The 14,107-nt window shown below is 71.8% G+C and carries 10 protein-coding genes; 6 read left to right on the forward strand and 4 right to left on the reverse strand.

Translation table 11 applies throughout. The features are described 5' to 3' along the window. The 4 genes from ACIG0D_RS12815 to glgB form a co-directional block, all read left to right on the forward strand. A partial coding sequence (locus ACIG0D_RS12815) for an alpha-glucosidase C-terminal domain-containing protein (protein ID WP_399799320.1) occupies positions 1-484 on the forward strand: 484 nt, incomplete at its 5' end. Further along, positions 481-2,181: a maltose alpha-D-glucosyltransferase gene (gene treS / locus ACIG0D_RS12820; protein WP_399799323.1), complete on the forward strand. Its 1,701-nt coding sequence runs from the start codon at positions 481-483 to the stop codon at positions 2,179-2,181. The genes ACIG0D_RS12815 and treS, both read left to right, overlap by 4 nt. 108 nt (positions 2,182-2,289) lie before the next feature. Then, positions 2,290-3,687 (forward strand): phosphotransferase, encoded by a 1,398-nt coding sequence (locus tag ACIG0D_RS12825; RefSeq protein WP_399799326.1) that lies wholly within the window; start codon positions 2,290-2,292, stop codon positions 3,685-3,687. A 32-nt stretch (positions 3,688-3,719) separates the two neighbouring features. Further along, positions 3,720-6,536, forward strand: coding sequence for a 1,4-alpha-glucan branching enzyme (gene glgB / locus ACIG0D_RS12830; RefSeq protein WP_399799328.1), 2,817 nt, complete (start codon positions 3,720-3,722; stop codon positions 6,534-6,536). Here glgB and ACIG0D_RS12835 read toward each other — a convergent pair. The 3 genes from ACIG0D_RS12835 to ACIG0D_RS12845 all read right to left on the reverse strand — a co-directional run bounded on the left by ACIG0D_RS12835 (position 6,511) and on the right by ACIG0D_RS12845 (position 9,647). Beyond that, complete coding sequence (locus tag ACIG0D_RS12835) at positions 6,511-8,748, reverse strand: HelD family protein (protein WP_399799330.1); 2,238 nt, start codon at positions 8,746-8,748, stop codon at positions 6,511-6,513. The genes glgB and ACIG0D_RS12835 overlap by 26 nt on opposite strands. A gap of 189 nt (positions 8,749-8,937) precedes the next feature. Next, complete coding sequence (locus ACIG0D_RS12840) at positions 8,938-9,270, reverse strand: co-chaperone YbbN (RefSeq protein WP_277347413.1); 333 nt, start codon at positions 9,268-9,270, stop codon at positions 8,938-8,940. Then, positions 9,267-9,647 carry a MerR family transcriptional regulator gene (locus tag ACIG0D_RS12845; RefSeq protein WP_399799334.1) on the reverse strand — a complete coding sequence of 127 codons (381 nt, stop codon included), beginning with the start codon at positions 9,645-9,647 and terminating at the stop codon, positions 9,267-9,269. Before ACIG0D_RS12845 ends, ACIG0D_RS12840 begins: the two co-directional genes overlap by 4 nt. A 73-nt stretch (positions 9,648-9,720) precedes the next feature. Between ACIG0D_RS12845 and ACIG0D_RS12850 the strand changes: the two genes are divergently transcribed. Together ACIG0D_RS12850 and ACIG0D_RS12855 are read left to right on the forward strand one after the other, a co-directional pair. Then, positions 9,721-10,665: an RNA polymerase sigma-70 factor gene (locus ACIG0D_RS12850; protein ID WP_399799336.1), complete on the forward strand. Its 945-nt coding sequence runs from the start codon at positions 9,721-9,723 to the stop codon at positions 10,663-10,665. Between the two features lie 131 nt (positions 10,666-10,796). Next, entirely contained in the window at positions 10,797-11,999 is a 1,203-nt protein-coding gene (locus ACIG0D_RS12855; protein WP_399799338.1) for an NAD(P)/FAD-dependent oxidoreductase, read from the forward strand. A 577-nt stretch (positions 12,000-12,576) separates the two neighbouring features. Here ACIG0D_RS12855 and ACIG0D_RS12860 read toward each other — a convergent pair. After that, positions 12,577-13,974 carry a cation:dicarboxylate symporter family transporter gene (locus ACIG0D_RS12860; protein ID WP_399799340.1) on the reverse strand — a complete coding sequence of 466 codons (1,398 nt, stop codon included), beginning with the start codon at positions 13,972-13,974 and terminating at the stop codon, positions 12,577-12,579. Between the last annotated feature and the right edge of the window lie 133 nt (positions 13,975-14,107).

A 14,107-nucleotide genomic window follows, 5' to 3' on the forward strand; every position in this document is an offset into this window, starting at 1 on the left:
CTCCGGCTACGAGCTGTGCGAGAACACCCCGCTCAGGGAGGGCAGCGAGGAGTACCTCGACTCGGAGAAGTACCAGCTGCGGCCCCGCGACTGGGACGACCCGGACAGCATCGCCCCGCTCATCACCCGGCTCAACGAGATCCGGAGGCGGAGCCCGGCCCTGCGGCAGCTGCGCGATCTCCACTTCCACCACGCGGACCAGGACGCCGTGATCGCGTACTCCAAGCGGCACGGTTCGAACACGGTTCTGGTGGTCGCCAACCTCGACCCTCACCACACCCAGGAGGCCACGGTCTCGTTGGACATGCCGCAACTCGGCCTGGACTGGCACGAGTCGGTGCCGGTGCGCGACGAGCTCACCGGCGAGACCTATCACTGGGGCAGGGCCAATTACGTGCGTCTGGAACCGGGCCTCCGGCCGGCACACGTCCTCACCGTCCTGCGACCGTCCAACCCGCAGATCGGAGGGTCACCCACACCATGACAGTCAACGAGCCCGTGCCGGACACCTTCGAGGACACGCCCGCCCAGGACCGTGACCCGGAGTGGTTCAAGCGCGCCGTCTTCTACGAAGTGCTGGTGCGCTCCTTCCAGGACAGCAACGGCGACGGCGTCGGTGATCTCAAGGGTCTGACCGCCAAGCTGGACTACCTGCAGTGGCTCGGCGTCGACTGCCTGTGGCTGCCGCCGTTCTTCAAGTCCCCGCTCAGGGACGGGGGTTACGACGTCTCCGACTACACCGCCGTGCTCCCCGAGTTCGGCGACCTGGCGGACTTCGTGGAGTTCGTGGACGCCGCCCACCAGCGCGGCATGCGGGTCATCATCGACTTCGTCATGAACCACACGAGCGACCAGCACCCGTGGTTCCAGGAATCCCGCAAGGACCCGGACGGCCCCTACGGCGACTACTACATGTGGGCCGACGACGACAAGAAGTACCAGGACGCGCGGATCATCTTCGTCGACACGGAGGTCTCCAACTGGACCTTCGACCCGGTGCGCAAGCAGTACTTCTTCCACCGGTTCTTCTCCCACCAGCCGGACCTCAACTACGAGAACCCGGCGGTGCAGGAGGAGATGATCTCCGCGCTGCGGTTCTGGCTGGACCTGGGCATCGACGGGTTCCGGCTGGACGCCGTGCCGTACCTGTACGCCGAGGAGGGCACCAACTGCGAAAACCTTCCGGCGACCCATGAGTTCCTGAAGCGGGTCCGCAAGGAGATCGACGCCCACTACCCCGACACGGTTCTCCTCGCGGAGGCCAACCAGTGGCCGGAGGACGTGGTCGACTACTTCGGCGACTACGCCGGCGGCGGCGACGAATGCCACATGGCCTTCCACTTCCCGGTCATGCCGCGCATCTTCATGGCGGTCCGGCGCGAGTCCCGCTACCCGGTCTCGGAGATCCTGGCCAAGACCCCCGCGATCCCCTCCGGCTGCCAGTGGGGCATCTTCCTGCGCAACCACGACGAGCTGACGCTCGAGATGGTGACGGACGAAGAACGCGACTACATGTACGCGGAGTACGCCAAGGACCCGCGGATGCGCGCCAACATCGGCATCCGCCGCCGACTGGCCCCGCTCCTCGACAACGACCGCAACCAGATCGAACTGTTCACGGCCCTGCTGCTGTCCCTGCCGGGCTCGCCGATCCTGTACTACGGCGACGAGATCGGCATGGGCGACAACATCTGGCTCGGCGACCGGGACGCCGTCCGCACCCCCATGCAGTGGACACCGGACCGCAACGCGGGCTTCTCCACCTGCGACCCGGGCCGCCTCTTCCTGCCCACGATCATGGATCCGGTCTACGGCTACCAGGTCACCAACGTCGAGGCGTCCATGGCGTCGCCGTCGTCGCTGCTGCACTGGACCCGCCGCATGATCGAGATCCGCAAGCAGAACCCCGCCTTCGGACTCGGCTCCTACACCGAACTCCAGTCCTCCAACCCTGCGGTCCTGGCGTTCCTGCGGGAGCACGGCGACGACCTGGTGCTGTGTGTGCACAACTTCTCCCGCTTCCCGCAGCCGACCGAGCTGGACCTGCGCGAGTTCGCCGGCCGCCACCCGGTCGAGCTGATCGGCGGGGTCCGCTTCCCCGCCATCGGGGACCTGCCGTACCTGCTGACCCTGGCAGGTCACGGCTTCTACTGGTTCCGGCTCCGCAAGGACGCCGCCTAGAACCCGCGGCGGGGCGGTTTCCCCCGTCCCGCCCGGGGCACGCATGCCGTAACCCCCCGAACACTCCGGGCAACCCCCGAAACCACTTCCGGGGAAAGGACGCAGCCCATGTCGGAAGCCGTCACCCGCCCCGTCCTCTCGGCCCGCCCCGGCCTCCTCGCGTCACTGGAGCCCCTGCTGAGTCAGTGGCTGCCGCGTCAGCGGTGGTTCGCGGGCAAGGGACGCCCGGTGACCGGGTTCACGCTGGTTGCGGCCACCGAACTGATGCCGCCCGGTGGCCGGCTGGGCCTGTACCACCTGCTGGTCCAGGTCCACCAGCCGCTCACCCCGGTGCCGGGCGCGGCCCCCGGCCCCGGCGACTGCTACCAGTTGCTGATAGGCGTGCGCGAGGCGCTGCCGCCACGGCTGGCGCCCGCGCTGATCGGCCATGTCACCGAGGGCCCGCTCGCCGGACGCACCGTCTATGAGGCCCTGTACGACCCCCGGCCCGCCGACCTGCTCCTGGAGGCCCTGCGCACCCAGGCCCGCATCGGCGGGCTGCGCTTCGAACGCGACCCCGGCCAGGAGATCCGGCCCGGCCTCGTCGCGCGCGCGGTGACCGCCGAGCAGTCCAACTCGTCCGTCGTCTACGGCGATACGTTCATTCTGAAGCTGCTGCGGCGGATCGTCCCCGGCGTCAACCCGGACCTGGAGCTGCCCCTGGCGCTGGCCCGCGAGGGCTGCCCCCGGGTGCCCGCGCCGACCGCGTGGCTGCGGGCCGAGCTGGGCGGTGAGCCGTACGTCCTCGGCGTGCTCCAGCCCTATGTGCAGGGCGCGGCCGACGGCTGGGAGCTGGCGCTGCGGGAGCTGGCCAAGGGCGAGGACTTCGGCGCCGAGGCACGGGCGCTCGGGCGGGCCACGGCCGAGGTGCACACCGCGCTGGCCCGCGCCCTGCCGACCGTCACCCTCGGCCCGGCCCAGCTCCAGCCGCTGGTCGACTCCATGGTCGAGCGTCTGGACGCCGCCGCCCAGGCGGTGCCCGCGCTGCGCCCGTACGCGCCGAACCTGCGCAGCGCCTTCGAGGCGGTGGCGCAGCTCGGCGCGGAGGGCCGCACCTGGACCGCCCAGCGCATCCACGGCGATCTGCACCTCGGGCAGTGTCTGCGCTCGCCGGCCGGGCAGTGGACGCTGATCGACTTCGAGGGCGAGCCGGCGAAGTCGCTCGCGGAGCGGCGGATGCCGCAGCCGACCGTGCGGGACGTCGCCGGGATGCTGCGCTCCTTCGACTACGCCGCGCACTCCGTCCGCCCCGGCGTGCCGGGCTGGGCGGAGACCTGCCGGGCCGCGTACTGCTCCGGGTACGCGGAGGCCGGCGGGGGCGATCCGCGCCACGACCCGGTGCTGTTGCGCGCGTACGAAACCGACAAAGCGGTGTACGAAGTGGTCTACGAGGCCCGGCACCGTCCCGACTGGCTCCCGGTACCGCTGTCGGCGATACGGCGCCTCGCCTCGACCCCATCGACCTGACCTTCCCTGACCCCTCCCAGGAGGCTCCGCCCGTGACTCCCCGCACCCCGTCCAGCGGTTCGGACCCGAAGCAGACGGCCGAGAATCGCTCCGCGCAGGAGACGGCGGCGAAACAGACCGTGCCCCGGCAGGCGACGGCGAAGAAGACCGCCACGAAGAAGGCTGCCGCCAGGAAGACACCGGCACAGAAGGCCGTGGCGAAGAAGACGGCGGCGGAGCAGGCGCCGGTGGAGAAGGCCGTGGCGAAGAAGGCCATGGCGAAGAAGGCCGCGGCCGGGGCGCTGGTGCCGAAGGCGCCGGCCGAGCGGGCGGTGGCGAAGAAGGCGGCGCGGAAGGCGCCTGCGCGGAAGGCCGTCGCCGGGCCGTCGGCCGCCGAGCAGGCCGCGGCGGCCGGGGCCGAGCCCGTCTCCGGTGCCGAGGAGAGCGCCGAGAAGGCCGTTGCCAAGCGCGCCTCCGCCAAGAAGGCCCCGGCCAGGAGCACCGCCAAGAGCCCGGCCAAGGCCGCGGCCGAGAAAGCGACCGCGAAGAAGGCGCCCGCCAAGAGGACAGTTGCCAAGAAGGCACCCGCCAAGAGGACCGCGGTCAAGCGCGCGCCCGCCAAGAAGACCACCGGCGCCGGAGCCGGGAAGGCCGTCACCGCGCCCCCCGTCGTCCCCGCGCCCTCCCCCGCGCTGGAGGCGGAGGACCGGGAGCGGCTGCTGGCGGGGACGCATCACGACCCGCACGCGGTGCTGGGCGCGCACGCCGTGGAGGGCGGGGTGGCCTTCCGGGCGTTCCGGCCGTACGCCAGGTCGGTCACGGTCGTCTGCGGGGAGCTGCGGGCCGAGCTGTACGACGACGGGCAGGGGTTCTTCTCCGCGCTGCTCCCCCTCCAGGACGTACCGGACGGGTACCGGATGGTGGTGGCGTACGAGGAGACGGTCGTCGAGACGGAGGACGCATACCGCTTCCTGCCCACCCTCGGCGAGCTGGATCTGTATCTGATCGGCGAGGGCCGGCACGAGCAGCTGTGGACGGCGCTGGGCGCGCACCCGATGACGCATCAGGGCGTGACCGGCACCCGGTTCACGGTGTGGGCGCCGAACGCCCGGGGCGTACGGCTGGCCGGGACCTTCAACTTCTGGGACGGCACCGGGTTCCCGATGCGCTCGCTGGGCTCGTCGGGGGTGTGGGAGCTGTTCGTGCCGGGGATCGGCGAGGGCGAGCTGTACAAGTTCGAGATCACCCGGCCGGACGGTTCGCGGACGCTGCGCGCGGACCCGATGGCCCGCCGCACCGAGACCCCGCCGAACACGTCATCGATCATCCACTCGTCGACGTACGAGTGGGGCGACGCGGACTGGCTGGCCCGCCGCGCGGAGCGCCCCGCGCACGAGGCGCCGTTCTCCGTCTACGAGGTGCACCTGCCGTCGTGGCGCCCGGGGCTGACGTACCGTCAACTGGCCGAGCAGCTCCCGGCGTACGTCAAGGACATGGGCTTCACCCACGTGGAGCTGATGCCGATCGCCGAGCACCCCTTCGGCGGCTCCTGGGGCTACCAGGTCACCGGCTTCTACGCGCCGACCGCCCGGCTCGGCTCCCCGGACGACTTCAAGTACCTGGTGGACGCGCTGCACCAGGCGGGCATCGGCGTCCTCATGGACTGGGTACCCGCGCACTTCCCGCGCGACGACTGGGCGCTGGCGGAGTTCGACGGCCGGCCACTGTACGAGCATCCGGACCCGCGCCGGTCGGCCCACCCCGACTGGGGCACGCTGGAGTTCGACTTCGGGCGGCGCGAGGTGCGCAACTTCCTCGTCGCCAACGCGGTCTACTGGTGCGAGGAGTTCCACATCGACGGGCTGCGCGTCGACGCGGTCGCCTCGATGCTCTACCTCGACTACTCACGCGAGCCGGGCCAGTGGGTGCCCAACGAGCACGGCGGGCGGGAGAACCTGGACGCGGTGGCGTTCCTCCAGGAGATGAACGCGACCGTGTACCGCAGGGCGCCCGGCGTGGTGACCATCGCCGAGGAGTCCACCGCCTGGGACGGGGTGACCCGCGCGACCCACCACAAGGGCCCGAGCGGCTTCGGCGGCCTCGGCTTCGGGCTGAAGTGGAACATGGGCTGGATGCACGACTCGCTCCAGTACATGAGCAAGGACCCCGTGCACCGCAGGCACCACCACCACGAGCTGACGTTCTCGATGGTGTACGCGTACAGCGAGAACTACGTCCTGCCGATCTCCCACGACGAGGTGGTGCACGGCAAGCGTTCGCTGGTGTCGAAGATGCCGGGCGACTGGTGGCAGCAGCGCGCCAACCACCGCGCCTACCTGGGCTTCATGTGGGCCCACCCCGGCAAGCAACTCCTCTTCATGGGCCAGGAGTTCGCCCAGGGCGCGGAGTGGTCGGAGGCGCACGGCCCGGACTGGTGGCTGCTCGACCCGGCGTACGGCGCGGAGGCCGACCACCGCGGGGTCCGCGACCTGGTCCGGGACCTCAACTCCGTCTACCGCGCCACCCCGGCCCTGTGGGAGCGGGACGTCCACCCGGACGGCTTCCAGTGGATCGTCGCGGACGCCGCCGACGACAACGTCCTCGCCTTCCTGCGGCTGGACGCGGAGGGCACGCCGCTGCTGTCGGTCAGCAACTTCTCCCCGGTCGTCCGACACGACTACCGCCTCGGCGTCCCCGACGACATCCCCGCCTGGCACGAGGTCCTCAACACCGACGCCGCCCGCTACGGCGGCAGCGACGTCACCCGCCCCGACCCCGTCAAGCCGGAGGCCCAGGGCTGGCACGGCCGCCCCGCGAGCATCCGGCTGACGCTCCCGCCGCTGGCTACGGTGTGGCTGCGGCCTGCCTGAGCCCTTCCGGGAGGGCGCCGGTGTGCAGGACGCCGAGGCGCTGGGTGGCGCGGGTGAGGGCGACGTAGAGGTCGCTGGTGCCGTACCGGGCGGGTTCGACGACCAGGACGGAGTCGAACTCCAGGCCCTTGGCCTGGCGCGGGTCGAGGAGGACGACGGTCCGCGTCAGGTCGGGTTCGGCGCCGGCCGTCACCCCGTCCAGGCGGGCGGCGAGACTCCGGTGGAGGTCGCGCGGGGCGATGACGGCGAGGCGGCCCTCCGCGGGGGTCAGCTCCCCGACCGCCTTCGCGACCGCGCCGGGCAGGTCGTCGGTGGCGCGCACCCAGGGCCGTACGCCCGTGGAGCGGACCGAGCTGGGCGGTTCGAAGCCGGGGTTCTCGGCCCGGACGACGGCCGCCGCGAGGTCCATGATCTCGGCGGGGGTGCGGTAGTTGACGCGAAGCCGGGTGTGCTCCCAGCGGTCCTCGACGTACGGCTGGAGGATCTTGTCCCAGGAGCCCACGCCGGCCGCCTCCGCGGTCTGCGCCGGGTCGCCGACCAGGGTCATCGAGCGGGTCGGGCTGCGCCGCATCAGCAGCCGCCACGCCATCGGCGACAGCTCCTGTGCCTCGTCGACGATGATGTGCCCGAACGCCCAGGTGCGGTCGGCCGCCGCGCGCTCGGCGGCGCTGCGGTGGTCGGCCTCCTCGTGCCGCTCGGCGAACCGCTCGGCGTCGATGATGTCGTGCGCGGACAGCACCTCGGAGGCCTCCGGGTCGTCCTCCTCCTTGTCCTCGAACTCGTAGGTCCGGGAGGCGTACGACACGTCCAGCACGCCCTGCGCGTAGGCGATCTGGGTCTCCCGCTCGCGCTCGGTGCGGGCCCGGGCCGCCCGGTCGTCCTCGCCGAGGAGTTCGGCGGCCTCGTCCAGCAGGGGTACGTCCGCGACCGTCCAGGCCCGGGTGACCGGGCGGCGGATGGCGGCGGCGTCCTCGTCGCCGACGTACCCCTCGGGGTCGGCGAGGAAGTCGGCGACCAGCCGCTGCGGGGTGAGCACCGGCCACAGCCGGTCGATCGCGGACCACACCTCGGGGTTCTCGGCGAGGTCGTCGCGGATCTGGGTGATGTCGGCGGGGTCAAGCAGGCTGGAGCCGTCGTAGGGGTCGGTGCCGATGCGCTCGGCGTACAGCTCGGTGAGGGTGTTGAGGATGTGGCCCTCGAAGTGCTCGCGGGCCGCGTTGTGCGGCAGCCTGGTGGCCCGGGTCCGCTCGCGGGCGACGCTGACCAGGCCGTCGTCGAGCATCAGGACCTCCCGGTCGTGCTCGATCGCGATGACCGGATCGGGCAGCGCCTGCCGGTCGCGCACGACGGCGGCGAGCACGTCGGCCATGTCGGCGCGGCCCTTGACCGCGGCGGCCTCCGGAGTGTCCGTGGCGGTGGCCTTCACGCCGGGGTACAGCTCGCCGACGGTGGCGAGCAGCACCCCGGTCTCGCCGAGGGAGGGCAGCACCTCGCCGATGTAGCCGAGAAAGGCCGGGTTGGGGCCGACGATCAGCACGGCCCGCTTGGCGAGCAGTTCCCGGTGCTCGTAGAGGAGGTAGGCGGCGCGGTGCAGGGCGACGGCCGTCTTGCCGGTGCCGGGCCCGCCCTCCACCACCAGCACTCCGCGGTGCGGGGCGCGGATGATCTCGTCCTGTTCGGCCTGGATGGTCTGGACGATGTCGCTCATCCGGCCGGTGCGCGCGGAGTTCAGCGCGGCGAGCAGCACGGCGTCGCCGCTGGGGTCCTCGTGGCCGGTCCGCTCCCGGTCGCCGACGTCGAGGAACTCGTCGTGCAGGGCGGTGACCGTGCGGCCCTCGGTGGTGATGTGCCGGCGGCGGCGCAGGCCCATCGGGGTGTGGCCGGTGGCCAGGTAGAAGGGGCGGGCGACCTCGGCCCGCCAGTCGATGAGGACCGGGGTGCGCTCGGCGTCGTCGGCGCGCAGGCCGATGCGGCCGATGTGGTGGCGGACGCCGGAGGTCAGGTCGATCCGGCCGAAGCAGAGGGAGCCGTCGACCGCGTTCAGCGCGGCGAGCAGCCCGGAGCGCTCGGCGACCAGGATGTCGCGCTCCAGCCGGGCCTGCATCGGCTTGTCGCCCTGGGCGAGAGCGTCCGTGACGGAGGACTCGGCCTCGCCGCGCAGCAGGTCGACACGCGCGTAGAGATCGTCGATGAATTCCTGCTCCTGACGCATTTCATCGTCTGGAAATTCGGAGTTTGACAATTCCGCTCCCGGCCGGATATACTGTGGTCACTGAACTTCCCGCGACCAATTGCAATTGAAGTCGCGAATCATTGAATATACGCAAAGAAATCCCCCGGACGCAATTGCCCGGGGGATTTCTCGTACGTTCGTCGCTACGTTCCTCGCGCGCGCGTGGGTTCAGAGCGCCTCGGCGATCTCCTCAAGCAGCCGCCGCTTGGGCCGCGCCCCCACCATCGACCTCACCGGCTCCCCGTCGCGGAAGACCATGAAGGTCGGCATGGAGAGCACCTTGTACGCGTTCGTGGTCTCCGGATTGGTGTCCACGTCCAACTGCACCACCTTCAGCCGCTCCCCCTCCTCCGCGGCCACCGCGCTGAGCACCGGCCCCATCTGCCGGCACGGCGGGCACCAGTCCGCGGTGAACTCCACCAGCACCGGCAGCTCCGACCCGATCACCTCCGCCGCGAAGTCCGCGTCCGTCACCTCGGCCACACCCGCTGCCCTGATCACAGCCCCTGCCCTCCCAGTTCGCACATCGGATCCTCGGCCAGCGCCAGCCGCACGCCGATCTTCGCCCGCACCGCCTGCAACTCGCCGATCAGCGCGTCGAGTTCGTCCAGCTTGCGCCGGTAGACCGCGAGCGAGGCGGGACAGGCGTCGCCCTCCGGGTGCCCGGCCCGCAGACACTCCACGAAGGGCCGCGTCTCCTCCAGGTCGAACCCGAAGTCCTGCAGCGTCCTGATCTGCCGCAGCAGCTTCAGATCGTCCTCGTCATACGTCCGGTACCCGTTGTCGTCGCGCCGCGCGGGCAGCAGCCCCCGCGCCTCGTAGTACCGCAGCGTCCGCGTCGTGGTCCCGGCCCGTGCGGCCAGCTCGCCGATTCGCATGAGAAGGACCGTAAGCCTTGACGCCGACGTCAAAGCAAGGCGCCAACGGCCCCCGGGCGATTAGGATCGCGGCATGGCCCTGATCACGAGTGACGTGGACCGCTTCGAGGCCGCGCGGCCCCGGCTGGAGGCCATCGCCTACCGGCTGCTCGGCTCGGCGAGCGAGGCGGAGGACGCCGTGCAGGAGACGTTCCTGCGCTGGCAGGCGGCCGACGTCCGGCGGATCGAGGTGCCCGAGGCCTGGCTGACCAAGGTCCTCACCAACCTCTGCCTCAACCTGCTCACCTCGGCCCGGGCCCGGCGTGAGACATACGTGGGGCAGTGGCTCCCCGAGCCGCTGCTCGCCGGGGACCCGATGCTCGGCCCGGCCGACACGGCCGAGCAGCGCGAGTCGGTGTCGTACGCCGTCCTCGTCCTGCTGGAGCGCCTGTCACCCAACGAGCGCGCGGTGTACGTGCTGCGCGAGGCCTTCGACTACTCGCACCGGGAGATCGCCGAGATCCTGGACATCACCGAGGCCGCCAGCCAGCAGATCTTCCACCGGGCCAAGAAGCACGTCGCGGCCGGCAAGGCGCGCACCCGGATCGACGAGGCCGCCGCGCGCCGGGTCGTCGAGGAGTTCCTGGCCGCGGCGACCAGCGGCCGTACCGAACCTCTCGTACGCCTGCTCACCCAGGACGCCGTCTCCGTCGGCGACGGCGGCGGGAAGGTCCCGGCCCGCGCGAAGGCGTTCGAGGGCGCGCTCGCGGTCGCCAAGTTCCTGCGCGGCCTGTTCAAGCCCGGCGAGTCCAAGCGGGCGCTGGTCGGCGGCGCACCCGACATCTACGCCACGACCGCCAACGGCGAGCCCGCCATCGTGGCGGTCGTGGACGGCCGGGTCGTCGCGATCACCTGCCTGGAGGTCACCGAGGAGGGCATCGCCGCGGTCCGCAGCCAGGTCAACCCGGACAAGCTGGTCCGCGCGACCGAGCAGTGGGCGGCCGGGGACTTCGGCGGCACCCCGCTCTACACCCTCTGACCCGCCTGCACGCGATGTGACGTGCTTCACACCTTGATCCTGTCAGGAATCGCCGGGCCGCCCGGTTCAAGGGGCGAACCGCGCAAGACAGCGGCGGAACCCTCGCAGTACCCGCAGACAGGAGCAGGCCCATGCAGCACCGCATCGTCGTCCTCGGAGCCGGCTACACCGGAGCCGTCGCCGCCGGCCGCCTCGCCCGGCGGCTGCACCGCGCGGACGTCGCCATCACCCTCGTCAACCCGGAGCCCGACTTCGTCGAGCGCGTCCGGCTGCACCAGCTCGCGACCGGCCAGACGCTCACGCACCGGCCGTTGCGCGAGATGTTCGCCGGCACGGGCGTGGCGCTGAAGCTCGCGAACGTGACGGCGGTGGACGTGGACCGCAAGACGGTGACGGGCACCCCCGTCGACGGCCCCGAGCAGGAAGAACTGGAGTACGACACGCTGGTCTACGCCCTCGGCAGCGGCTGGAACGACGGAGGCGTCCCCGGCGTCGCCGCACACGCCCACGACATCGCGAGCCGCCCCGGCGCGCTGCGCCTGCGCGAACGCCTCGCCGCCCTGGAGGCCGGCCGGCCCGTGGTGGTGGTCGGGGGCGGCCTGACCGGCCTGGAGGCCGCGACCGAGATCGCCGAGGCCCGCCCGGACCTCGACGTGTCCCTGGCCGTCCGCGGCGCCCTCGGCGACTGGCTCTCGCAGAAGGGCCGCGCGCACCTGCGGAAGGTGGTGGACAAGCTCGGCATCACGGTCCACGAGCAGACCGCGGTCGCCGCCGTGGCGGCGGACAGCGTGACCACGGCCGACGGCCGGACCCTGCCCGCCGAGGTCACGGTGTGGACCACCGGCTTCGCCGTCCACCCGATCGCCCGGGCCACCTCCCTGGAGGTCACCGACCGCGGCCAGATCGTGGTCGACGGCACGATGCGCTCGGTCTCCCACCCGGACGTGTACGCCGTGGGTGACGCGGCGATGGCGATCGGCCCGGAGGACAAGCAGCTGCGGATGTCCTGCGCCTCGGGCGTCCCGATGGCCTGGCAGGCCGCCGACGCCATCGCCGCCCGCCTCGCCGGCACCAAGGTCCCCCACGTCTCGATCCGCTACTACCAGCAGTGCGTCTCCCTCGGCCGCAAGGAGGGCCTGATCCAGTTCGTCACCGCCGACGACCGGGCGAAGGACGGCGCCCTGACGGGCCGCGTGGCCGCCCTCTACAAGGAACTCATCTGCAAGGGCGCGGCCTGGGGCGTCGCCAATCCCACCGCGGGCCTGCCGACCCGCCGCCGTCACGTCGTACGGCAGGAGACCGGCAGCCGTACCCACGCGGAGGCGGCGGCCTGACGGGGGCGCCGGCCCGACCCGCGCCCCCTGCCGAAGCCCCCACCGAACCGCCGGTATCGGCCGACGCGCCCACCACGTCGGCCGATACCGGCGGTTCAACCATGCCCGGCGCTCGGCCACGCCGGCGGCCCGGCCACCCCCGGCGGCCCGGCCACCCCCGGCGGCCGGCCACCCCCGGCGGCCGGGCACCCCCAGGGGCAGCCACGCCCGGCGGTACGACCACACCGCCCGGCAGTCCGGCCACGCCCGGCGTCCGGCACACCCAGGGGCGACCACGCCTGACGGCTTCGACGACGCCTGACGGTCCGACGCCCGATGGTTCGACCACACCCGGCAGCCCGGCACCGCCCGGCGGTCCGGCAGGCACCGCCCGGTGGTCCGGCAGGCACCGCCCGGCGGTCCGGCAGGCACCGCCCGGCGGTCCGGCAGGCACCGCCCGGCGGTCCGGCAGGCACCGCCCGGCGGTCCGGCAGGCACCGCCCGGTGGTCCGGCAGGCACCGCCCGGTGGTCCGGCAGGCACCGCCCGGTGGTCCGGCCCACGGCCCTCCGGGTGCCGCCGCCGGCGGCTCGCGACGCCTACGCCTTCGCCAGCTCCACCCGCCGCTCGGGCGTCTCCTCGGCGGCCTCCGTCGGGGCGGCACCGTGGTCGTCGAGGAGGGTCTTCTCGTCGAACGGGGCCCGGCCCGCGAGGACCTCGGCGACCCGCTCCTTGTCGATCTCCTTGGTCCAGGTGCCGATCAGGACGGTGGCGACCGCGTTGCCCGCGAAGTTGGTCAGGGCACGTGCCTCGCTCATGAAGCGGTCGATGCCGACGACGAGGCCGATGCCGTCCACCAGGGCGGGCTTGTGCGACTGGAGGCCGCCCGCGAGGGTGGCGAGGCCCGCGCCGGTCACACCCGCCGCGCCCTTGGAGGCGACCAGCAGGAACAGCAGCAGCGGGATCTGCTCGCCGACCGACATCGGCGTACCCATGGCGTCGGCGATGAACAGGGACGCCATGGTCATGTAGATCATGGTGCCGTCGAGGTTGAAGGAGTAGCCGGTCGGGACGGTGATGCCGACCACCGGCTTGCTGACGCCCAGGTGCTCCATCTTGGCGATGAGCCGCGGCAGCGCGGACTCCGAGGAGGACGTGGACAGGATCAGCAGGAACTCACGGCCCAGGTACTTGAAGAACGTGAGGATGTTCAGCCCGGAGACGATCCGCAGCAGCGCGCCGAGGACGAGGAAGACGAAGAGGAAACAGGTGACGTAGAAGCCGAGCATCAGCACGGCGAGGCTCTTCAGCGCGTCCAGACCCGCCGACCCGGTGACGGCGGCGATGGCACCGAAGGCGCCGATCGGCGCGGCCCACATGACCATGGCGAGGATGCGGAAGACCAGCCGCTGGATGTGCTCGACCCCGCGCAGGATCGGCTGGCCGGCGGAGCCCATGGCCTGGAGGGCGAACCCGGCGAGCAGCGCGATGAGCAGGGTCTGCAGCACCTCGCCCTGGGTGAAGGCGGAGACGATCGTGGTCGGGATGATGCCGAGCAGGAACTCGGTGGTGTCCTTGGCCTCCCCGTCGACCTGGGCGTGCCCGGCGTCCTTCACCGCGTCGGTGACGGCGAGCCCGGTGCCCGGCTCCAGGAGGTTGCCGACGACGAGGCCGATGGCGAGGGCGACCAGCGACATCGCGAGGAAGTAGACCAGGGCGATACCGCCGACGGCACCCACCTTCGCGGCCTTCCGCACCGACCCGATACCGAGCACGATCGTGCAGAAGATGATCGGCGAGATCATCATCTTGATCAGGTTCACAAAGCCCGTACCGATGGGCTTCAGCTCGACCGCGAAGTCCGGAGCGGCCAGACCCACGGCGATACCGAGGGCCACCGCGATGATCACCGCGATGTAGAGATAGTGGGTGCGGTCCCGCTTGTCCCGCTTGGGCGCGGGGGCTGCGGCAGGTGCCGTTTCGGGTGTGCTGGTCACGGCTGCCCTCCTTGACGACGTCGTCGGCATCACCGGCGTGCGGCTCACGTCCGGGGGAAGATGCGGGGATTCTCCGGGGGAAGATCCGGCGAATCTCCGGGGAATGCACGTGACTATCTCCCGCCCTGTGAGG

The organism is Streptomyces sp. NPDC052773, assembly GCF_044547145.1.
Classification (GTDB): Bacteria; Actinomycetota; Actinomycetes; order Streptomycetales; family Streptomycetaceae; genus Streptomyces.

What these genes read in the sequence shown, in the direction of transcription:
- ACIG0D_RS12835 (WP_399799330.1), bottom strand. Translation starts at nt 8,748, where the DNA reads ATGCGTCAGGAGCAGGAATTCATCGACGATCTCTACGCGCGTGTCGAC.
- treS (WP_399799323.1), top strand. Translation starts at nt 481, where the DNA reads ATGACAGTCAACGAGCCCGTGCCGGACACCTTCGAGGACACGCCCGCC.
- ACIG0D_RS12845 (WP_399799334.1), bottom strand. Translation starts at nt 9,647, where the DNA reads ATGCGAATCGGCGAGCTGGCCGCACGGGCCGGGACCACGACGCGGACG.
- ACIG0D_RS12855 (WP_399799338.1), top strand. Translation starts at nt 10,797, where the DNA reads ATGCAGCACCGCATCGTCGTCCTCGGAGCCGGCTACACCGGAGCCGTC.
- ACIG0D_RS12850 (WP_399799336.1), top strand. Translation starts at nt 9,721, where the DNA reads ATGGCCCTGATCACGAGTGACGTGGACCGCTTCGAGGCCGCGCGGCCC.
- ACIG0D_RS12825 (WP_399799326.1), top strand. Translation starts at nt 2,290, where the DNA reads ATGTCGGAAGCCGTCACCCGCCCCGTCCTCTCGGCCCGCCCCGGCCTC.